At 72.3% G+C, this 20,555-nt stretch carries 22 protein-coding genes; 16 read left to right on the top strand and 6 right to left on the bottom strand.

Features of this window, described 5'->3' with window-relative positions; genetic code table 11:
• Positions 1-67: 67 nt before the first annotated feature.
• The 9 genes from BLT36_RS03645 (at position 68) to hemL (ending at position 7,403) form a co-directional block, all read left to right on the top strand.
• On the top strand, positions 68-322 hold the full coding sequence (locus BLT36_RS03645) for a hypothetical protein (RefSeq protein ID WP_092092010.1): 255 nt from the start codon (positions 68-70) through the stop codon (positions 320-322).
• Positions 319-777, top strand: a complete 459-nt coding sequence (locus tag BLT36_RS03650) for a phage holin family protein (RefSeq protein WP_092092012.1) — start codon at positions 319-321, stop codon at positions 775-777. The genes BLT36_RS03645 and BLT36_RS03650 overlap by 4 nt, the downstream gene beginning before the upstream one ends.
• A 38-nt stretch (positions 778-815) precedes the next feature.
• On the top strand, positions 816-1,046 hold the full coding sequence (locus tag BLT36_RS03655) for a hypothetical protein (RefSeq protein ID WP_092092014.1): 231 nt from the start codon (positions 816-818) through the stop codon (positions 1,044-1,046).
• 96 nt (positions 1,047-1,142) lie between these two features.
• Positions 1,143-1,883 (top strand): hydrogen peroxide-dependent heme synthase, encoded by a 741-nt coding sequence (gene hemQ, locus BLT36_RS03660; protein ID WP_092092016.1) that lies wholly within the window; start codon positions 1,143-1,145, stop codon positions 1,881-1,883.
• Positions 1,880-3,112 carry a ferrochelatase gene (locus BLT36_RS03665; RefSeq protein ID WP_092092018.1) on the top strand — a complete coding sequence of 411 codons (1,233 nt, stop codon included), beginning with the start codon at positions 1,880-1,882 and terminating at the stop codon, positions 3,110-3,112. The genes hemQ and BLT36_RS03665 overlap by 4 nt, the downstream gene beginning before the upstream one ends.
• Positions 3,109-4,164, top strand: coding sequence for a hydroxymethylbilane synthase (gene hemC, locus BLT36_RS03670; RefSeq protein WP_175529466.1), 1,056 nt, complete (start codon positions 3,109-3,111; stop codon positions 4,162-4,164). Before BLT36_RS03665 ends, hemC begins: the two co-directional genes overlap by 4 nt.
• Positions 4,165-4,195: 31 nt before the next feature.
• The gene (locus BLT36_RS03675; protein ID WP_092092020.1) at positions 4,196-5,005 is read left to right on the top strand and encodes a uroporphyrinogen-III synthase; all 810 of its coding nucleotides are present in this window, start codon (positions 4,196-4,198) and stop codon (positions 5,003-5,005) included.
• On the top strand, positions 5,002-6,057 hold the full coding sequence (gene hemB / locus BLT36_RS03680) for a porphobilinogen synthase (RefSeq protein ID WP_302847103.1): 1,056 nt from the start codon (positions 5,002-5,004) through the stop codon (positions 6,055-6,057). Before BLT36_RS03675 ends, hemB begins: the two co-directional genes overlap by 4 nt.
• Positions 6,054-7,403, top strand: a complete 1,350-nt coding sequence (gene hemL / locus BLT36_RS03685) for a glutamate-1-semialdehyde 2,1-aminomutase (protein ID WP_092092022.1) — start codon at positions 6,054-6,056, stop codon at positions 7,401-7,403. Before hemB ends, hemL begins: the two co-directional genes overlap by 4 nt.
• A gap of 76 nt (positions 7,404-7,479) precedes the next feature.
• On the opposite strand, the gene BLT36_RS03690 is transcribed toward hemL, so the two are convergent.
• From BLT36_RS03690 to BLT36_RS03705, 4 genes are all read right to left on the bottom strand, one after another.
• Positions 7,480-8,265: an ABC transporter ATP-binding protein gene (locus tag BLT36_RS03690; protein ID WP_175529467.1), complete on the bottom strand. Its 786-nt coding sequence runs from the start codon at positions 8,263-8,265 to the stop codon at positions 7,480-7,482.
• A 16-nt stretch (positions 8,266-8,281) separates the two neighbouring features.
• Positions 8,282-8,950, bottom strand: a complete 669-nt coding sequence (locus BLT36_RS03695; protein ID WP_092092024.1) for a GntR family transcriptional regulator — start codon at positions 8,948-8,950, stop codon at positions 8,282-8,284.
• 88 nt (positions 8,951-9,038) lie between these two features.
• On the bottom strand, positions 9,039-10,016 hold the full coding sequence (locus BLT36_RS03700; RefSeq protein ID WP_092092026.1) for an MDR family oxidoreductase: 978 nt from the start codon (positions 10,014-10,016) through the stop codon (positions 9,039-9,041).
• A 58-nt stretch (positions 10,017-10,074) separates the two neighbouring features.
• Positions 10,075-11,103 (bottom strand): 6-phosphofructokinase, encoded by a 1,029-nt coding sequence (locus BLT36_RS03705; RefSeq protein ID WP_092092028.1) that lies wholly within the window; start codon positions 11,101-11,103, stop codon positions 10,075-10,077.
• Between the two features lie 76 nt (positions 11,104-11,179).
• Here BLT36_RS03705 and BLT36_RS03710 point away from each other — a divergent pair, with 76 nt between their 5' ends.
• Positions 11,180-12,127 carry a DNA-3-methyladenine glycosylase family protein gene (locus BLT36_RS03710; RefSeq protein ID WP_368086363.1) on the top strand — a complete coding sequence of 316 codons (948 nt, stop codon included), beginning with the start codon at positions 11,180-11,182 and terminating at the stop codon, positions 12,125-12,127.
• A gap of 145 nt (positions 12,128-12,272) precedes the next feature.
• On the opposite strand, the gene BLT36_RS03715 is transcribed toward BLT36_RS03710, so the two are convergent.
• Positions 12,273-13,130 (bottom strand): NAD-dependent epimerase/dehydratase family protein, encoded by an 858-nt coding sequence (locus tag BLT36_RS03715; RefSeq protein WP_092092030.1) that lies wholly within the window; start codon positions 13,128-13,130, stop codon positions 12,273-12,275.
• Between the two features lie 82 nt (positions 13,131-13,212).
• Here BLT36_RS03715 and BLT36_RS03720 point away from each other — a divergent pair, with 82 nt between their 5' ends.
• From BLT36_RS03720 to BLT36_RS03735, 4 genes are read left to right on the top strand one after another with little or no spacing between them, the layout of a single operon-like run.
• Positions 13,213-13,653: a hypothetical protein gene (locus BLT36_RS03720; protein ID WP_092092032.1), complete on the top strand. Its 441-nt coding sequence runs from the start codon at positions 13,213-13,215 to the stop codon at positions 13,651-13,653.
• Positions 13,654-13,701: 48 nt separating this feature from the next.
• Positions 13,702-14,391, top strand: coding sequence for a YceI family protein (locus tag BLT36_RS03725; RefSeq protein ID WP_092092034.1), 690 nt, complete (start codon positions 13,702-13,704; stop codon positions 14,389-14,391).
• On the top strand, positions 14,388-14,903 hold the full coding sequence (locus BLT36_RS03730) for a sigma-70 family RNA polymerase sigma factor (RefSeq protein ID WP_092092036.1): 516 nt from the start codon (positions 14,388-14,390) through the stop codon (positions 14,901-14,903). The genes BLT36_RS03725 and BLT36_RS03730 overlap by 4 nt, the downstream gene beginning before the upstream one ends.
• Positions 14,900-15,622 carry an anti-sigma factor gene (locus tag BLT36_RS03735; RefSeq protein ID WP_092092038.1) on the top strand — a complete coding sequence of 241 codons (723 nt, stop codon included), beginning with the start codon at positions 14,900-14,902 and terminating at the stop codon, positions 15,620-15,622. The genes BLT36_RS03730 and BLT36_RS03735 overlap by 4 nt, the downstream gene beginning before the upstream one ends.
• A gap of 39 nt (positions 15,623-15,661) precedes the next feature.
• Here the strand turns inward: BLT36_RS03735 and BLT36_RS03740 are convergent, their stop codons facing one another.
• Positions 15,662-16,138 (bottom strand): MarR family winged helix-turn-helix transcriptional regulator, encoded by a 477-nt coding sequence (locus BLT36_RS03740; RefSeq protein WP_092092039.1) that lies wholly within the window; start codon positions 16,136-16,138, stop codon positions 15,662-15,664.
• 117 nt (positions 16,139-16,255) lie between these two features.
• Between BLT36_RS03740 and BLT36_RS03745 the strand changes: the two genes are divergently transcribed.
• Both BLT36_RS03745 and BLT36_RS03750 read left to right on the top strand, forming a co-directional pair.
• A complete protein-coding gene (locus BLT36_RS03745) occupies positions 16,256-19,819 on the top strand; it encodes a proline dehydrogenase family protein (protein WP_092094291.1) in 3,564 nt (1,187 codons plus the stop codon).
• A complete protein-coding gene (locus BLT36_RS03750; protein ID WP_092092041.1) occupies positions 19,812-20,540 on the top strand; it encodes a tyrosine-protein phosphatase in 729 nt (242 codons plus the stop codon). Before BLT36_RS03745 ends, BLT36_RS03750 begins: the two co-directional genes overlap by 8 nt.
• The last annotated feature ends 15 nt before the right edge of the window (positions 20,541-20,555 follow it).

A 20,555-nucleotide genomic window follows, 5' to 3' on the forward strand; every position in this document is an offset into this window, starting at 1 on the left:
GCAGGAACGCCGGACGTATTCCGTTCGGCGCATGACCACGCACACTGACCCAACGGAGGATTCGCACATGCGAGGCAAGCTCCTGTTCGTCGCCGGCGCAGCACTCGGGTACGTCCTGGGATCGCGAGCCGGACGGGCGCGGTACGAGCAGATCAAGACCGTCAGCGGCAAGATCTGGAACAGCAACGGCGTCCAGAAGGGCGTGCACGTCGCCGAGGACTTCATCGCCGACAAGACCCCGGACGTCGCGGAGTTCGTCGGTGAGCAGACGAAGAAGGTCGTCCGCAAGGTCGGGCAGAAGAAGGACACCGCAACCTCATGACGGACACCCGCGACCGCAAGCCGCGTTCGCTGTTCGGCCTGGTCGGCGACGTCCCGAAGCTCGTCAAGGAGCTGGTGACGGGCGAGCTGAACCTGCTCAAGGCCGAGATGCTGACGAAGGCCAAGATCTTCGGCCTCGCCGCTGGTCTGCTCGTGGGCGCGCTCGTCATCGTCCTGTACGCCATCGGCGTGCTGCTGACCGCCGCCGTGATGGGCCTCGCGACCGTGATGCCCGCGTGGCTCGCGGCGCTGGTGATCGCCGTGGTGATGCTGATCGTCGCCGCGATCCTCGGTCTCGTCGGGTGGAAGCGCTTCAAGAAGGGCCTCCCGCTCACACCGAAGCGCACGATCGACAGCGTCAAGAACGACGTCAACGCGGTGAAGGGCATGGGCAAGAAGCCGACCCCGCCGACGCAGAACGGCGCCCGCAAGCCGGACGTCGGCGGTCGGTTCTGACCACCGCACCCCACACCAGCACCACCGACGGAGGAACTGTGACCGATCAGCACGACGACCTGGCCGACCGCGTCGCGGCGACCCGCGCGCAGCTGTTCGACACCCTCGACGCGATCGAGGACAAGCTCAACGTCCCGAAGCAGATCGGCATCGCTGCCTCCAAGCTGAAGCGCGGCATCGACGAGAAGCCGGTCCCGTACCTTGCGGGGCTCGCAGCCGGCGTGGCGGTGGTCGGGGGTATCGTCGTGACGGTGCTCCGACGGCGGTAGACCGCCCGATCGGTGGTCGCTGACGAGCGGAGCGCTCGTCGGCAATTGGGGGTCGACGAACTTTTCCCCCTGGCAACCGATAGGACAATGGATTCCATGAGTTCCACCGCGCCGTCGCCCGCACACGAAGCGCCCGCCGGTGACGTCGACCCGACGTCCGGCATCGACCCGAACCTGCTGACCGCGTACGCCCTCTGGGCCGTCTTCCGCCGTCCGCTCGGCCCGATCCACCGCGTCGGCGACGACGCCGTGGCCGAACTCGACGCGATCGTCGCCAGCGCAGCCTCGCGCGGCGTCACCGTCCGCGGCTTCTACGACGTCTCCGGCTTCCGCGCCGACGCCGACGTGATGGTGTGGCTGCACGGCGACGACGCGCAGGCGATCCAGGCGGTGCTGCGCGAGATCCGTCGCACCGGCCTCTTCCAGGACGCCGAGCCCGTGTGGCACGTGATGGCGATGCACCGTGAAGCCGAGTTCAACAAGCGGCACACCCCCGCGTTCCTGCGTGGCAAGGACCCCGAGGCGTGGATCACGGTGTACCCGTTCGTCCGCTCCTACGAGTGGTACCTCCTGCCGGAGGACGAGCGCTCGAAGATGCTCCGCGACCACGGCATCGCCGGCGCGAAGTACCGTCGCGTGCTGACGAACACGATCGCCACGTTCGCCCTGAGCGACTACGAGTGGATCCTGCCGCTCGAGAGCCCCGACCTCGTCGACCTGGTCGACCTGATGCGCGACCTGCGCTACACCGAGGCGCGCATGCACGTGCGCGAAGAGGTGCCCTTCTTCACCGGTCGTCGCGTGACGACCGCCGAACTGCCGGAGGTGCTGTCGTGACCGACACGAGCCAGATCACGAACGGACAGGTGCTCGCCGCCACGGAAGCCGCCGCGTCCGGCCCGGAGCACGTCGAGGTCCCCACCGCGTACGACGCGATCCTGCTCGCCGGCTTCGGCGGCCCCGAGGGCCAGGACGACGTCATCCCCTTCCTCCGCAACGTCACGCGCGGTCGCGGCATCCCGGACGAGCGCCTCGAGGAAGTGGCCCACCACTACCGGCACTTCGGCGGCGTCAGCCCGATCAACGCACAGAACCGTGCGCTGAAGGCGGCGCTCGAGGCCGAACTCGCCTCGCGCGGCATCGACATGCCGGTGCTCTGGGGCAACCGGAACTGGGCGCCCTACCTCGAAGAAGCGTTCACCGAGGCCGCCGACAAGGGCTACAACAAGCTCATCGCGATCGCCACGAGCGCCTACTCGTCGTTCTCGAGCTGCCGGCAGTACCGCGAGGACTACGCCCGCGTCCTCACCGAGACCGGCCTGATCGACACCATCCAGGTCGACAAGGTCCGGCAGTTCTTCGACCACCCGGGCTTCGTCCGGCCGTTCGTCGACGGCGTCCGTGACGGTCTCGCCCAGGCGATCGCCGAGAACGACGGCCTCGACGTGGCGACCGAGCTGCGGGTGCTCTTCTCGACGCACTCGATCCCCTCGACCGACGCCGCCAAGTCCGGACCGGACTACCGCGGGTTCGACGAGCACGGCGCGTACGAGGCGCAGCACGAGGCCGTCGCGCAGGTCGTCCTCGACCAGGCGTGGGCGGAGCTCCTCGAGCTGCCCGAGCACGCCGGTCTCCGGGGCACGTCGAAGCCCGACTGGAAGCTCGTCTACCAGTCGCGCTCCGGCCCCCCGACCCAGCCGTGGCTGGAGCCGGACATCAACGACTACATGAACGAGGAGCTCAAGGGCGGTCCGACCCGCGCCGTGCTCATCGTCCCGCTCGGCTTCGTGAGCGACCACATGGAGGTCATGTGGGACCTCGACGAAGAGGCCACCGAGACCGCCCAGGAGCTCGGCTTCTGGTCGCTCCGCACGCAGACCCCGGGTGTCGACCCGGCCTACGTCGCGGGCCTGGTGGACCTCGTGCTCGAGCGCGTCAACGGAACGCCCACGTCGGAGCGTCCGCACCTGACGGACATCGGCCCCTGGTACGACGTGTGCCGTCCGGGCTGCTGCGAGAACGTCCGCGCCGGGTTCAAGCCCGCCGCGGCCGGCGTCGCCCCGTGACCGACACGACGGCGGACGACCCCGGCGCCTCCACCCCGGCCGACGGCCCGGCCCCGATCCGCCTCGGGACGCGTGCGAGCCGGCTGGCGGTCGCGCAGTCGCAGGACGTCGCCGACCGTCTGGCGAAGGCGGCCGGCCGTCCGGTTGAACTCGTCACGGTCACGAGCGAAGGCGACACGAACCGCGCGTCGCTCGCCAGCCTCGGCGGCACGGGCGTGTTCGCGAGCGCGCTCCGCGAGGCCCTGGTCGCCGGCGAGGTCGACGTCCTCGTGCACTCGCTGAAGGACCTGCCGACGGCGCCGTACCCGGGCCTCACCATTGCTGCCGTCCCGAAGCGCGAGGACGCCCGCGACGTGCTCGTGGCCCGGAACGCCGCGACGCTCGAGTCCCTGCCCGAGGGCGCGAAGGTCGGCACGGGGTCGCCCCGCCGCGTCGCGCAGCTCAAGGCGAAGCGCCCGGACCTCGACGTCGTGGACATCCGCGGCAACATCGACACGCGCCTCGGACGGGTGGACGACGACCTCGACGCCGTCGTGCTCGCCGCCGCCGGCCTCACCCGGATCGACCGGCTCGACGCCGCGACCGAACTGCTCGACCTGGGCTTCTGGCCGAGTGCGCCGGGCCAGGGTGCACTGGCGATCGAGACCCGTGCGGACGAGTCCGACCGGAACCTCCTCGCAGCGCTGCGGAAGATCGAGCACGCGCCGACCCGTCTGACGGTGTCGGCCGAGCGCGAGGTCCTCGCCAAGCTCGAGGCGGGTTGCTCCGCGCCGATCGGCGCGACGGCCATCGTGGACGCCGAGCTGCTGCTCGTCTCCGCGACCGTCTACCGTCCCGACGGCTCCGAGTACCGCACCGCGTCGCACGCGTCCGTGCTCGAGGGGTCCGCGCAGGACCGGCTCGACGAAGCACTCGCGGTCGGTGGGCGCGTCGCCGAGGAACTCCTCGAGAACGGCGCAGCGGACCTCGCCGACCTCGCCTCCTCGGTCGCCGAGGACACCACCGACGGTCCGCACACGGCCGGCCCGGGTCTCGCGACCCCGGCTGAGTAGGACGACCACCACGGACCCGAACGCCCCCCGCGTGGACGAGGCACGACCCCCGGTCGTCCTCGTCCCGCGTGGCGGCGCATGGGGAGAACGGGTGTCCGCGGCCGCGCGCGACCGCGGGCTCGACCCGGTCGTCGTCCCCCTCATCGCCGACGCACCGCCCGCCGATCCCGCACAGCTCGACGCTGCGGTCCGCCGTCTGGTCGCCTCCGGGGCAGCCGGGAGGCACGGATCACCGCCCACCAGCGGCGACGGATCCGACGTGGCCGGGTACGTGTGGTTGGTGGTGACCAGTGCGACGGCGGTACGGGTCGTCGCGGAACGGGTGCCGCGCCTCCCGTCCGCCCTGCGGGTCGCGGCGGTCGGCGAGCCGACCGCACGTGCCGCCCGGCAGGCGGGGTGGGTCGTCGACCTCGTCCCGGCCGAGGCCTCCGCAGCAGCACTCGCGGACGCCCTGCCGGCGACCGACGGCACCGTCCTCTTCCCGCGGTCCGACATCGCCGCACCCACCCTCGTCGATGCGCTGCGCACGCGAGGGATCGACGTCGACGACGTGGTCGCGTACCGTACCGTGGGGACCGGCGACGAGCCGATCGCCCTCGATCCACCGCCCGACGCCGTGCTCGTGACGAGCGGCAGCGTCGCCCGCGAGATCGCCCGACGGCTGACCCCGCTCGACCCCCGCACCCTGGTGGCCTGCATCGGCCCCGGCACCGCCGACGAGTCCCGCACCGCCGGTCTCCCCGTGCACACGGTGGCCCGAGCCCGTTCCGCTGAAGCCCTGCTCGACGCCGTCGTCGAGGCCCTCGACCCATCCGCCCCCGATCAGGAAGGCCACCCGTGACCGGCCAGTTCCCCCAGGTCCGCCCCCGTCGACTCCGCGCGACCCCCGCCATGCGACGGCTCGTCGCCGAGACCCGGCTCCACCCCGCCGAGCTCGTGCTGCCGATGTTCATCCGCGAGGGCGCGACTGCGGCGATCCCGATCTCGAGCATGCCCGGCGTCGAGCAGCACTCGCTCGACTCGTTCCGCCGTGCGCTCGGCGAGGCGGCGCAGCAGGGGATCGGCGGGGTGAACCTGTTCGGCGTCCCCACCACGAAGGACGCCACCGGTTCCGGTGCGACCGACCCGGACGGCATCCTCAACGTGGCGATCCGCGTGGCGAAGGAAGAGGTCGGTGACGCCCTCGTCGTGCAGTCCGACCTGTGCCTCGACGAGTTCACCGACCACGGGCACTGCGGCGTCCTGGCCGCGGACGGCTCCGTCGACAACGACGCCACGCTCCTCCGCTACCGCGACATGGCGGTGGCGCAGGCCGAGGCGGGCGCCGAGCTCGTCTGCATGAGCGGCATGATGGACGGTCAGATCGCCGCCGCGCGGGACGCCCTCGACGGTGCCGGACACAGCGGCACGGCGCTCCTCGCCTACGCGGCGAAGTACGCCTCGGCGTTCTACGGCCCCTTCCGCGAAGCCGTCGACTCCTCGCTGCAGGGCGACCGGCGGACGTACCAGATCGACGCGGCGAACGGACGGCAGGGCCTCCGCGAGGTCGCGCTCGACATCGACGAGGGCGCTGACATCGTGATGGTGAAGCCGGCGATGAGCTACCTCGACGTCCTCGCCGAGACCGCCGCGACCTCGTCCGTGCCGGTGTGGGCATACCAGATCTCGGGCGAGTACGCGATGATCACGGCAGCCGCCCAGAACGGCTGGATCGACCGTGACGCCGCCGCGATGGAGGCCCTCGTCGGCATCAAGCGTGCCGGTGCCGACGCGATCCTCACCTACTTCGCCGTCGACATCGCCCGGAAGCTCAACGAGGAAGCGGGACTCCGCACCTCCGGCAGCACCGCGGCCGTCGCCGGCATCGCCTCGACCGGGAAGGCCCCCGAATGACCACCGCATCGACGACCACCACGAACGGTCAGCTCTTCAGCCGTGCGAAGAACAGCATCCCCGGCGGCGTGAACTCCCCGGTGCGCGCGTACGGCTCGGTCGGCGGGACCCCGCGGTTCCTCACCTCGGCGAAGGGCGCCTACGTCACCGACGCCGAGGGGCGTGAGTACGTCGACCTCGTCGCGTCGTGGGGCCCGGCGATCCTCGGTCACGCGCACCCCGAGACGGTGCAGGCGGTGCAGCAGGCGGCTGCTCGCGGGCTGTCGTTCGGCGCGTCGACCCCGGGGGAGACCGAGCTCGCCGAACTCGTCAAGCAGCGGGTCTCCGTCGACGGCGACGGCCCGATCGAGAAGCTCCGCATGGTGTCCACCGGCACCGAGGCGACCATGACCGCGATCCGGCTCGCCCGCGGCTACACCGGCCGTGACCTGCTCGTGAAGTTCGCGGGGCACTACCACGGGCACTCCGACTCCCTGCTGGCGGAGGCCGGCTCGGGCGTCGCCACCCTGGCGCTCCCCGGCAGTGCGGGCATCACCGCCGAGACCGCCGCGCAGACCCTCGTGCTGCCGTACAACGACCTCGATGCCGTCCGCCGGGCGTTCGACGAGCACTCCGAGCGCATCGCCGCCGTGATCGTCGAGGCCGCCGCGGCGAACATGGGCGTGCTCGCGCCCGAGCGGGGGTTCAACCGTGCCCTCGCGCAGATCGTGCAGTCGCACGGGGCGCTGCTCATCGTCGACGAGGTGCTGACCGGCTTCCGCGTCGGTCCCGCCGGGTGGTGGGGTCTCGAAGCGTCCAAGGTCGTCCCGGACGGTGCCGGGTGGAAGCCCGACCTCATCACGTTCGGCAAGGTCATCGGCGGGGGCATGCCCCTGGCGGCACTCGGTGGTCGCCGCGAGGTGATGGACTTCCTCGCGCCGCTCGGCCCCGTCTACCAGGCGGGCACCCTGTCCGGGAACCCGCTCGCCGTCGCCGCGGGCATCGCCACGCTCCGTGCCGCGACGCCCGCCGTGTACGAGTCGCTGAACCGCACGGCGTCGGTGATATCCACGGCGACCTCGGATGCCCTGTCGGCCGAGGGTGTCGCCCACACCGTGCAGCGTGCCGGCAACCTGTTCTCCTTCGCGTTCACCGACACCGCGCCGCGGAACTACGACGACGTCCGGGCGCAGGAGACCTTCCGGTACGCGCCGTTCTTCCACGCCATGCTCGACGCCGGGGTGACCCTGCCGCCGAGCGTGTTCGAGGCGTGGTTCGTCACCGCCGCCCACGACGAGCGAGCCATCGGGCGGGTGCTCGACGCCCTGCCCGTGGCAGCGAAGGCCGCGGCGGCCGCGACGGCGTAGGAGCGCGGCGGCCGCGACGGCGGAGGAGCGTGGTGGCCGCGACGGCGGAGGAGCGAGACCCCGACCCTGCGAGTGGCTAGGACGCGCGCCGTGCCGCCCAGCGCCCCTCGGCGCGCAGGATCGCGAGCGGGAAGTCGAACGCGTGCGAAACCGCCGAGGACGTGATGACCTCGTCCGAGGTGCCCTGTGCGACGGCGACCCCGTCGCGCAGGAGCATCGCGTGCGACGTCGACACCGGCAGGTCCTCGAGGTGATGGGTCACCATGACGCTGCCGAGCTCGGGGTGCCGGTGCCGGAGCGCGTCGACGGTCTCGAGGAGGTGCTCCCGTGCCGCGACGTCGAGTCCGGTGGCGGGCTCGTCGAGGAGCAGCAGCTGCGGTTCCGACATGAGCGCCCGGGCGATGAGGGCCCGCCCGCGTTCGCCCTGGGACAGCACCGGCCACCGAGCGTCCCGGCGTGCGGTGAGGCCGACGTCGGCGATGTGCTGCTCGGCCGATGCCACCTGCGCCGCCGTCGGCTCCCACCGCAGCATGACGTCCGTCGTGCCGGTGAGCCCGGTCAGCACGGTCTCGAGGACGGTGAGCGGCGAGAGCATCCGGTGCCGTGGGTCGACGTGCCCGATGTGGGTGCGGAGCTCCCGGACGTCGACGCGGCCGAGCTGTCGTCCGAGGACCTCCACGGTGCCGGCGGTCGGGTGGCTGTTCGCGCCGAGGACGGCGAGCAAGGTGGACTTGCCCGCGCCGTTCGGTCCGAGCAGCGCCCAGTGCTCACCCCGTCGGACGGTCAGGTCGATGCCGTGCAGCAGGTCGCGGCCGGACCGGGTCACCCGGACGCCGGCCGCGTGGATCAGGACGTCGTCCACGGGGCTCCGCGTGCCGTCAGGCGCGCGCGTCGCGGATCGTCTCGAGGTGTCCGGCGAGGGCCCGGCCCATCGCGCGGATCACCGCACCGCCCGCTTCGCCGTCGCGGGCCTTCACGGCGGCGCGCAGCGGGTCGACACTGTGCTTCACGTCCCAGAACAGGAACTCGTCGGAGGTCAGCGCGAGGAACTGCACCCGGGGGATGAGCGTGTTCGCGAACGACGTGAAGAGCGCGTTGTCGGCTCGTTCGACGAGGAACATCACGAGCCGCACGGTCTCGGCGTTGACCCGCTTGTCCTCGGCCTCGGCCAAGCCCCGGACGGATTCGAGGATCTCGCTGAAGGCGGCGGCGTCGGACTCGTCCAGCTTCGGGATCCCCCAGCGCGCCGCGAGCTCGGTGAACCCGAAGAGCACCTGGACGGCGTCGTCGAACTGCTCGCGGGTCGGAGTCGCCACGCGGGTGTACCGGTTCGCCTCCATCTCGACGAGGCCGTAGTCGACGAGCTTGGCGATGGCCTCGCGGATGGGGGTGCGACTGACACCCAGCCACTGCACGAGTTCGTCGTCGTTGAGCCGCTCGCCGGCCTGGAGCGTGCCGTCCTGGATGGCGGTGAGCATCTTCTCGAGGACGACGTCGCGCAGTAGCCTGCGGGGCGAGTTCTCGACGGTGGACTTCGGGACCGGCATCCAGTGCTCCTCACATGACGGGCGTACGGAATTCCAATCCTAACGTGTCAATATGCAAGCGCTTGTGGAATAACACAATACCAGTACGTCAGTACGAGAGGTCGACGATCGTCCGGCCGTGCACGCGGCCCGCGACGACCTCCGGACCGATCTCGATCGCCTCGGCCAGCCCGACCGTGCGGGTGACCCGGGCGAGCAGCGCGGGGTCGAGCTCCTCGGCGAGGAGTGCCCACGCGCGGCGACGGAGGCTCGCGGGGGCGTCGACCGAGTTGATGCCGAGCAGCGAGACGCCGCGGAGGATGAACGGCAGCACGGTGGTCGGCAGTGCGACGTCCTGCGCCAGACCGCACGCGGTCACCGCACCGCCCCACTTCGTCGACGCGAGCAGGTTCGCCAGGGTCGCGCCGCCCACGCTGTCCACCGCCCCGGCCCAGGTCGCCTTCTGCATCGGCTTGCCGCGCTCGCTGAGGGTCGCGCGGTCCACGACGTCGGTGGCGCCGAGCATCCGGAGTGCGTCCGCGTTGGCCGGTCGTCCGGTGGAGGCCGTGACCCGGTACCCGCGCGCCGCCAGCAGCGGGATCGCGACCGAGCCGACCCCGCCGGAGGAGCCCGTGACGAGCACCGGTCCGTCGGACGGCTCCACGAAGCGCGCGAGTGCCAGGACGCTCAACGCCGCGGTGAACCCCGCGGTGCCGATCGCGGCTGCGAAGTCCTCCGGGATCGCCTCGGGCAGCACCACGAGCGAGGCCGACGGCACCACGGCGTGCGCCGCCCAGCCGCCGTGCCGGGTCTCCCCGGCCCCAGCGCCGTTCAGCACCACGCGGTCGCCGATGCGGACGTCGTGCACGCCCGGGCCGAGTGCCGAGACGGTCCCGACCACGTCGATCCCGGGCACGAGGGGATCGAGGCGCGCGACACCGGGATCGCCCGCCAGGGCGAGCCCGTCCTTGTAGTTGACGCTCGAGAACGCGACGTCGACGAGCGCCTCACCCTCACCCGGATCCGGGACGTCGATCTCGGTGACGGCAGGGGCGGTGGAACTGGAGACGAGGACTGCGCGGGTCACCTGTCGGACGCTACCCGCGCCTCCAGGCCGGCGACCGCACCCGCGCGACGCGACCGCTCTAGCCGAACATGATGGCGGCTTCGTCGTACCGGTCCTGCGGAACGGTCTTCAGCGCGCCCAGGGCGTCCTCGAACGACACGTGCACGATGTCCGTGCCCTGCAGCGCGACCATCCGGCCCCAGCGCTCCTCGACCACCGAGTCGATGGCCGCCAGGCCCAGCCGCGTCGACAGCACCCGGTCGTACGCCGTCGGCGTGCCACCCCGCTGGATGTGCCCGAGCGTCGTCGCACGCGTCTCGATGCCCGTCATCTCCTCGATGAGCGGCGCGAGGCGCTCCCCGATCCCACCCAACCGCGGCCGTCCGAAGGCGTCCAGACCGCGCTCCGTGTGCGCGTTGTCCTCGTGGTCGGGGACGAAGCCCTCGGCGACCACGACGAGCGGTGCACGCCCACGGTCGTACGCGGCCCGCACCCAGTTCGCGATCTGCTCCATGCTCGTCTTCTGCTCCGGGATGAGGATCGCGTGCGCGCCCGCCGCCATCCCCGAGTGCAGTGCGATCCAGCCGACGTGCCGGCCCATCACCTCGGCGACCATGCAGCGCGAGTGCGACTCACCGGTGGTGCGCAGGCGGTCCATCGCCTCGGTCGCGATCGCGACAGCGGTGTCGAACCCGAACGTGTAGTCGGTCGCGCCGAGGTCGTTGTCGACCGTCTTCGGGACGCCGACGATCTTCAGCCCCGCGTCGGTGAGGCGCTTCGCCGCGGCCAGGGTGCCCTCACCACCGATCGCGACGATGGCGTCGATGCCGTGCCGCGCGAGCGTCTTCTCGATGTTCTCGACACCGCCGTTCGGGCCCTCGAACGGGTTCGTGCGGCTCGTCCCGAGGATCGTGCCGCCCTGCTTCGCGATCCCCTGGATGTCCTTGCGGCCCAGCGGGACGATGTCGCCGTCGACGACACCGCGCCAGCCGTCCCGGAAACCGACGAAGTCGTGTCCGTAGATGGCGATGCCCTTGAGGACGATGCCGCGGATGACCGCGTTCAGGCCGGGGCAGTCGCCTCCGGACGTGAGGATGCCGATGCGCATGGGGACTCCGTGGTCGTCGTCGGGCGGAGGGACAGCCCCATCATGACTGACGGTGGTTCCGCATTACCATCCTGGGGTGTCCCTGCTCGCTTCCGCCGCGTCCGTCGACGCGTCGCGTGTCGACACGGTGTACCGGCCTGGAGGCGCGGTGGACGTCGCGTCGACCCTGCGGCCCCTGCAACGTGGCTCGGGGGACCCCGCCTTCAGGGTGGTCGGGTCCATCGTGTGGCTCGCGCTCCGGACGCCCGGGGGTCCGGCCTCCGTCGCGGTCCGGCCGACCGGTGCCGAGATCGCGGTGTCGGCGTGGGGGGACGGCGCCGAGTGGGCCGTCGCACACGCACCGGAGCTGCTCGGCCGCGGGGACGACTGGTCGTCGCTCGACGTCTCCGGACACGAGTTCCTCGCCGCCGCGCGACACCGGCAACCGGGTCTGCGGCTGCTCCGCACGAACACCGTGTTCGCGATGCTCGTGCCGGCGATCATGGAGCAGAAGGTCACGTCCCGGCAGGCCTGGGGAGCGTGGCGGTACCTCCTCCGGCGGTACGGCACACCGGCTCCGGGGCCGGCGCCCGTCGGCATGGTGGTGCCGCCCTCCGCCGCCGAGTGGGCGCGGATCCCGAGCTGGGAGTGGCACCGCGCCGGCATCGAACCGGGTCGCTCCGCCACCGTCATGCGTGCCGTCCGGGTCGCTCCGGCACTCGAACGGACGCTCGCGCTCGGTCGTGGCGGCGACGAGGTGTCCACGCGGCTGCAGTCGATCCCGGGCATCGGGAAGTGGACCGCTGCCGAGACCGCGCAGCGTGCCCACGGCGACCCGGACTCCCCGAGCGTCGGGGACTACCACGTGCCCGCGCTCGTCGGGTGGGCGCTGACCGGCGGCCCGGTCGACGACGACGGGATGCTCGAACTGCTCGAACCGTGGCGGGGACACCGGGAGCGGGTCGTGCGGCTCATCGGCGGCTCCGGCTTCCGGAAGCCGTCGTTCGGTCCGCGGATGACGATCCAGGACCACCGGTACCACTAGCCCGGCTGCCGGAGCCGCAAAGCACCGGTGTTCGTGCGCCGAACCCGGGCATGCGGGGGTTCGATCTGCGAACACCGGTGTCTTGCGAGCTCGGCGAGCTCGGCGAGCTCGTGCGGGCTCGTGTGGGCTCGTGTGGGGCGAGCCGCTACGGGTGGCGCGCGCCGTCGCCCGCGATGACGGCGCGGTAGCCCTCGCGGAACGTCGGGTAGCGCGGGGTCCAGCCCGTCGAGCGGAGCAGCGCGTTCGACAGCCGCTTGTCGCCGCCCGCCTGGCGTGCGTCGCCGTCGCCCCGCTCGGGCTCGGGCTGCCCCAGCTCCTCCGCCAGGAACCGCAGCACGTCGTCCAGGCGGCTCGGCTCGTCGTCCGTGCCGAGGTAGAGCGGCGCCGGGTCGGGCAGTGCCGCCAGGTGCACGAGCGCAGCGGCCGCGTCGTCCCGGTGGATCCGGTTCGTGTGCGGCGATGTACCCGACGCGAGTCGTGCGGACCCCGACCGGACCTGGTCGATCAGTCGCTCGCGACCGGGCCCGTACACCCCGGACAGTCGGAGCAGGACGGCATCCGGCGCACGCTCCCGCAGCAGGGCCTCTGCCTCGACCAGCACGGCTGCGGTCGGGGTGCCACCCCGAGCCGGGGTCTCCTCGGTGACCTCGCTGCCGTCGGCCACGTCGTAGACCGCGGTGGAGGAGACCACGATCACACGCGGGTCGGCCGCGGAGGCATCGATGCCGTCGAGCACGTTGCGGAGCCCGTCGACGTAGGTGGCGCGGTACTCGTCGACGGCACGGCTGCCGGCGGCGAGGGCGACGACGACCACCGCGGTGTCGGCGGGGATCTCCGGGATGTCACGACGGAGGTCGGTGCTCCGGCCGACGATCGGCGCGGGGAGGAGCTCGGCGCGGCGCCGGAGACCGATCACGGTGTGGCTCTGTTCGGCGAAGCGGAGCCCGGCTTCGGTCCCGAGGTCGCCGCAGCCGGCGATGACGACGGTGGTGGAGTTCTGCACGGATCGACCATGCCACGGTCGCCTGGCGGTCGCGCTCCACGCTCGCCTGGCGGTCGCCGCACCCCCGTGCGATCCTGACCCCGTGCGCCGCATCCCGCTCGTCCTCGCCACGGCGCTCGCCGCGGTCGCCCTCGCCGGCGTCGTCGTGGTCACCGTCCCCGGACGTTCCGGTCCCTCCGCGCCGCTCCCGTCGTCGGACGCCTCGGCCGCAACCGTCGCGCGGGCGTTCCTCGACGCTGCCGTCCGTCGGGACTGTCACGGGATGCGAGCGCTGTCCGCACCGGATGACACGGCCTGGTGCCCGGCCAGCCTCTGGACGCAGTGGACCGGCGAGGGCGACCCCACGATGTCCTCGTGGACGACCCTGCGCAGCCTGTCCGCCCGCTCCGCTCCTGAGCAGTGCTTCGACTACGGGATGCGGCAGTCCGGTGCCACCGGGATGACTCCGGGGCCGTACACGTGGGGGCTCTGCCTCCGCCACCACGTCGACGGTTGGCGGGTGTCGAGCGAAGGCGTCGGGTGAGTTCCGATCTCCGGTGAACGATCCGTCCCGCCACCTCGTCGTCGGGGTATGGGACTCCGCACACGCACCAAGGTCATCATCGGCATCTCCACCGGCGTCGTCGTCATCGCCGCAGCCGCCGCGATCGCCGGCCCGGTCATCTACGCGAACACCGTCAACGGGCAGGCCGAGGCCGCGCCCTCCCTCGCGCCGACCTCGTCGTCGAGCCTCGCGGCCTCGGACGCGGACGGCACCTGGACGAGCACGGGCACGTCGTTCGCCGGGTACCGGGTGCACGAGGTCCTGCAGGGCCAGGATGTGAACGTGGTCGGACGCACGAAGGACGTCAAGGGCACCGCCGAGGTCGACGGCGGCTCCCTCACGAAGGCGACCGTCACGGTGCAGGTCGCGAAGATCAGCACTCCCGAGTCCGCTCGCGACGAGTACTTCCGGTCGACGGCGCTGCAGACGGACCGGTTCCCGACGGCGACGTTCACGCTGACGAAGCCGGTGGACGTCTCGAAGGCGCTGGACGGCACGAAACAGGACGTCACCCTGACCGGCACGATGGAACTGCACGGCGTCGAGCAGCCGGTCACCGCGGACGCGCAGGTCGCGGTCGCCGAGGGCGGGACCGTGCAGGTCGCCGGGTCGGTGCCGATCACCTTCTCCGACTACGGCGTCCAGGCACCCTCCCTCGGTTTCGTGAAGGTGGACGGGAAGGGCTCGGTCGAGTTCTCCCTCGACCTCGGGAAGTGACCGTGACGAGCCGATCCGCCGACGAGCTGCTCCGGGCGCTCTACACCGAGCACGGTGACGCGCTGACCCGGTACGTCCGGCACCTGACGCGGGACGGCTCCGCGGTCGAGGACGTCGTGCAGGAGACGATGGTGCGCGCGTGGCAGCGTCCCGCGGTGCTCGAACGGACCCCGGACAGCGCCCGTGCGTGGCTGTTCACGGTGGCGCGGAACCTGGTCATCGACGACGCGCGTTCGGCGCGCAACCGGCGTGAGCACGGAACCGAGCAGCCGGTCGACCGTGCCGAGTCGGACCGGACCGACGCGGTCCTCGACCGCATCGTGGTGGCGGACGCGCTCGCGTCGCTCTCGCCCGACCACCGTCGCGTGGTGGTCGACGCGTACTGGCTCGGCCACACCGTGCCCGAGATCGCACGACGACACGACATCCCGGAGGGCACCGCGAAGTCGCGGCTGCACTACGGACTGCGGGCATTGCGGCTCGCACTGCAGGAACGAGGAGTGACCCGATGACGGACGACAGGGCAGCGCACGAGCACTTCGCGGAGTGGGACGCTGCGTACGTGCTCGGTTCACTCCCGCCCGACGAGCGGCTGGCGTACGAGCGGCACCTCGAGACGTGCGACCGCTGCACGGCCGCCGTCGCCGAGCTGGTCGGCCTGCCCGGCCTGCTGGGCAAGTTGCCGGCGGACCAGGCGATCGAGATCGCAGCACCGGACGGGAGGCCCGACACGCGTTCCGAGAACACGCTCGCCTCGGTCGCGCACCGCGTTCGACACCGTCGGCGTCACCGCCGCGTCTGGGTCGCCACCACCGCGGGGCTCGCGGTGGTCGCGGCGGTCCTCGGTGGGCTCGCGGTCGGCACGGCTGCCGATCGTGGCAGCGTGCAGGCCGGGTCAGCGCCGTCCGCGAGCACGGCCACCGACCGGTACGCCATGGTCGGTGAACGCGGCCTCGACGTCGACCTCGCGGTCAGCGGGGAGCAGTGGGGCACCCGGTTCGACTGGGGGTGCTCCTACGGCGGGAAGACGTGGTCGGCGGACGGGTCGGTGCTCTACGACCTCGTCGTGGTGCGCACCGACGGTTCCGAGCAGACGGTGGCGTCGTGGACGGCCGCGGGCGCCGACGCCCGAGGGCTGTCGGCGTCGACGGACATCCCGCGGTCGGACATCGCGAGCGTGCAGGTGCGCCTCCGGGGTGCGAGCGGCGCGCTCGCCGACGTCGACCTCTAGTCGGCGCCGGAGCCCGGGCTCACCCGCCCGGGTGCGTGGTCACTCGTCGGGCTGTGGCTCGGACTCATCCGGACCGATGGCGTCCTGGACGCGCGCGGAGACGGACCGCAGCGTCTCGGCGTCGGTCCCCACGGGCCTCCAGAACAGCTCCTCGAGCGCACGCGTGTGCGCGCGGATGCCGGCGAGCACCGCGCGCCGACCGTCCGGGGTCATGTCCACCCAGCTGCCACGGCCGTCGGTCGGGCAGTCCGCCCGCTCCACCAGGCCGCGGGAGACCATGCGCGTCACCTGGTGGCTGACCCGTGACTTCTCCCAGCCGATGCCCGCGGAGATGTCGCGGACCCGCAACCGGTGGTCCGGCGCCCGGTGCAGCCCGATGAGGATCTCGAACTCCGGGATCGAGATCCCCGCCCCCTGCTGCACGGCCTGGTCCAGCGCACGGTCGAGCCGCCGCCACACGTCGTGGTAGGCGTCCCACGTGGCCCAGTCGTGGCCTTCGGCGCCCTGCTTCGACATGGCGCCAGCGTATCGATCTCCGGCTCTCCTGCTTCCATGATCATCCGCACGGATGACTCGCGGGGCGCGCACGGCTCGCTCCGAGGTGCGGTCGGTGGCGCGGCATACGATCGGTGCATGCCGAGCGCCCGACTGCAGGACTGCACCGACGACGCCGTCGCCCTCGTGCGTCGGTGGCTGTCCGCGTCCGCGGGGCTGAAGGCCGACCCGGGGGCCGCCCGCCTGGCAGCCGCGCTCCGGGACGAGCACGGTCTCGACTTCACGCGCGGGTTCGTCGACAAGGTGATCCGCCCCGAGGACCCGCGGGTCGCCGCACGCAACCTCGAGAAGGTCAGCCAGGACGTCCCGGACTTCCTCGCCTGGTACCTCCGCGGCGCGGTGACGCTCGGTGGCGGCTTCGCCACGATGGCGCCGTGGGCGGTCATCCCCACCGCGCGGAAGATCCTGCGACGGATGACCGGGCACCTCGTCATCGACGCGACCCCGGCGAAGCTCGGACCGGCGCTCGCGAAGGTCGGCGGACCCGGCACCCGGCTGAACGTGAACCTGCTCGGCGAAGCCGTCCTCGGCAGCGCGGAGAGCGACCGCCGGCTGCAGGGGACGATGGACCTCCTCGCGCGGGACGACGTCGACTACGTCTCCATCAAGGTGAGCTCGGTGGTGCCGCAGCTGTCGATGTGGGCGTTCGACCAGACCGTCGAACGGGTCGTCGACCGACTCGTGCCGCTCTACCGACTGGCGGCGGCGTCGCCCGTGCCGAAGTTCATCAACCTCGACATGGAGGAGTACCGCGACCTCGACGTCACCCTCGCGGTGTTCCGGACCCTGCTCGACCGCGACGAGTTCCTCGGGCTCGAAGCCGGCATCGTGCTGCAGGCGTACCTGCCCGACACCGCCGCCGCCCTCGACTCCCTGACCGAGTGGGCCCGTGCCCGCCGTACCCGCGGTGGGGCGCCGATCAAGGTGCGGCTCGTCAAGGGCGCGAACCTCGCGATGGAGCGGGTCGACGCGATCCTGCACGAGTGGCCGCTGGCGACGTGGGGCTCGAAGCGCGAGACCGACACCGCGTACCTCCGGATGCTCGACACCGCGCTGACGCCGGAACGCACCGACGCCGTGCGGATCGGCGTCGCCGGGCACAACCTGTTCGACCTCGCCACCGCGTGGGTGCTCGCCCAGCGCCGCGGGGTCACCGACGCGGTCGACGTCGAGATGCTGCTCGGCATGGCGGCCACGCACGCCGAAGCCGTCCGTGCCGACGTCGGCCAGGTGCTCCTGTACACGCCCGTCGTGCAGCCGGACCAGTTCGACTCCGCGATCTCGTACCTCGCCCGGCGGCTGCAGGAGAGCGCGAACCCCGAGAACTTCATCGCCAGCGCCGAGGACATCGACCACGACGAGAGCGTCTTCGACCGCGAGCGCGGCCGGTGGCAGGCGTCGATCGAGGCCCTCGACGAACCGGTGCCGGCCACGCACCGCACGCAGGACCGGCACACACCGCTCGGCGAGCCCGCCCACCCGATCGCCTTCGAGAACACGCCCGACACCGACCCGGCGATCGCCGCCAACCGTGCCTGGGCGCTCGACGTCCTCCGTCGGGTCCCCCGGTCCCAGCTCGGCGCCCAGACCATCCGCGGGGCGAAGGTCGCCGACCGCTCGACGCTCGAACGCATCGTCGCCCGCACCGCCCAGGCCGGTGTGAACTGGGGGCGGCAGGACTCCTCCGACCGCGCGGAACTCCTCGACCTCATCGCGCACGAGCTGGAGACGCGCCGCGCCGACCTCATCGAGGTGATGGCGGCGGAGACCGGCAAGACCCTCGGTGAAGCCGACTCCGAGGTCAGCGAGGCGGTCGACTTCGCCCACCACTACGCCGAGAGCGCCCGTCGTCTGGTCGACCTCGACGGCGACGGCGCCCGGTACGTTCCGCCCCGCCTCACCGTGGTCGTGTCCCCGTGGAACTTCCCCGTCGCGATCCCCGCCGGCGGGGTCCTCGCCGCGCTCGCCGCGGGCAGCGGGGTCATCCTCAAGCCCGCACCCGAGGCGAAGCGCTGCGGTGCCCTGCTCGCCGACGTGCTCTGGGACGCCGGGGTGCCGCACTCGCTCCTGCAGCTCGTCGACCTCGACGAGGACCAGCTCGGGCGGGACCTCATCGCGCACCCGGCCGTCGACCGGATCATCCTGACCGGCTCGGCCGACACCGCACGGTCCTTCCGGTGGTGGCGCGCCGGGCTGCCCCTGACGGCGGAGACGAGCGGGAAGAACGCCATCGTCGTGACGCCGTCGGCCGACCTCGACCTCGCGGTGCAGGACATCGTGCAGTCGGCGTTCGGCCACGCCGGGCAGAAGTGCTCCGCCGCGTCGCTCGTGATCCTGGTCGGGTCCGTCGGCGAGAGCGAGCGGTTCCGCCGGCAGCTCGTCGACGCCACGCGCACGCTCCGGGTCGCGTGGCCGGACGACCCCACCGCGCAGGTCGGGCCGGTGATCGCCGAGCCGTCGGGGAAGCTCCGCGCCGGCCTCACCGAGCTCGGGCCGGGCGAGTCCTGGCTCGTGCAGCCGGTCCCACTCGACGACTCCGGACGGCTCTGGTCCCCGGGCATCCGCGACGGCGTCCGTCCCGGCAGCGACTTCCACCAGACCGAGTACTTCGGCCCGGTGCTCGGCGTCATGCGCGCGGAGACCCTCGAGCAGGCCCTCGCCATCCAGAACGGCACCGACTACGGCCTCACCGCGGGGATCCACTCGCTCGACGCGGACGAGGTCGCCGACTGGATCGCTGGGGTGCAGGCCGGCAACCTGTACGTCAACCGCGGGATCACCGGTGCGATCGTCCGTCGCCAGCCCTTCGGTGGGTGGAAGCGCTCAGCCGTCGGCACCGGCACGAAGGCCGGTGGGTCGATGTACGTCGCGACGCTCGGCCGCTGGGAACCCCTCCCGCGCACCGTGCACAAGAGCATCCAGCTGCACGGTCTGCCGCCGCGCGTCACCGCCGTGATCGAGGCCGCACGGAGCGGTCTGTCGTTCGAGGAGTTCGACCAGGTCCGGGCCGGCGCCATCAGCGACGTCCGGGCGCGTGAGACGGAGTTCGGGGGGTCGCACGACCCGTCCGGGCTCGTGGTGGAGCGCAACGTGCTCCAGTGGCGCCCGCAGTCCGTGATCGTCCGGCAGGCCGAGCGCGCTTCGGCGGGCGACCTCGTCCGGGTGCTCGCCGCCGCGACCGCCGCCCGCGCCCACGTGCTGCTGAGCAGCGCGCGACCGCTGCCCGGACCGCTGACCCAGCTGCTGGCCTCCAGCCGTTCGCCCCTCGACGTCGTCGACCACCTCGTCGAGTCCGACGACGAGTTCCTCCGCCGAGCGGCGTCCGGCGCCGTCTTCCAGGACACCTGGTCGAGCGGCGACGACGAGCCCCAGGACGCCCTCGAGACCGTGCTGGCGCAGGGGCAGGACCGGCCGAAGCACACGGCGTTCGGGGGACCGGGCGCACGCATCCGGCTCATCGGCGGCGACCCGCTCGCACTCGAGGAGGCGCTCGGCGCGAGCGCGGACGTGGCGATCCACGACGCGCCGGTGGTCGAGTCGGGCATCATCGAGATGCTGCCCTTCCTCCGCGAGCAGTCGGTGTCGATCACGGCGCACCGCTTCGGTGACCTCGACCCCGACCTCTCCGAGCTGCATGTCTGACCCGAGGACCCTGCACGCGGACGGCCTGTTCAACGGCCGTGACCTCGGCGGGCTGCCCCTGCAGGGCGGCGGCACCACCCCGAGCGGGCAGGTCTTCCGGTCCGAGGGTGTCGACCGGCTGACGAGCTCCGGGTGGGACGCGCTGTACGAGGCGGGCATCCGGACGATCGTCGACCTGCGGGCACCGTCCGAGACGGCGAAGGACACCGGTGTGCGGCCGGAGCGGCTCACCACGGTCGTCGTCGACCACGACGGGCTCGACCAGGCGCCGTCCTTCTGGCAGGCGTACTGGGAGACCGGTCTGGTCGGCACGCCGCTGTACTACGGGCCGCACCTCGCCGAGCTGCCCGAACGGTCCGGGCAGGCGCTGCGGGCGATCGCCCGAGCCGAACCCGGTGGCGTGCTCTTCCACTGCGCCGGCGGCCGCGACCGTACCGGGATCATCGCGCTCGCACTCCTGACCATCGCTGGTGTCGAACCCGAGGCGATCGTCCGCGACTACCTCGTGACCGTCGAGAACGCCCCGGCGCTGCTGGCGTCGATCGGGGTCCCGTCGAACGAACAGCGGATCGAGGCGCTGTGCGCGGAGCACGGCACGACGGTCGAGGGCGCGTTCCGCGCCGCGCTCGACGGGTTCGACGTCGACCGGTTCGTCGAACGGTCCGGTCTCGACGCTGACGACCTGGAGGCGCTGCGCACGTTCCGTGCGCGTGTCGCGTAGGTCGCGCCTCCAGGT

The organism is Curtobacterium sp. UNCCL20 (genome assembly GCF_900101675.1).
In the GTDB taxonomy this organism is placed as follows: Bacteria; Actinomycetota; Actinomycetes; order Actinomycetales; family Microbacteriaceae; genus Curtobacterium.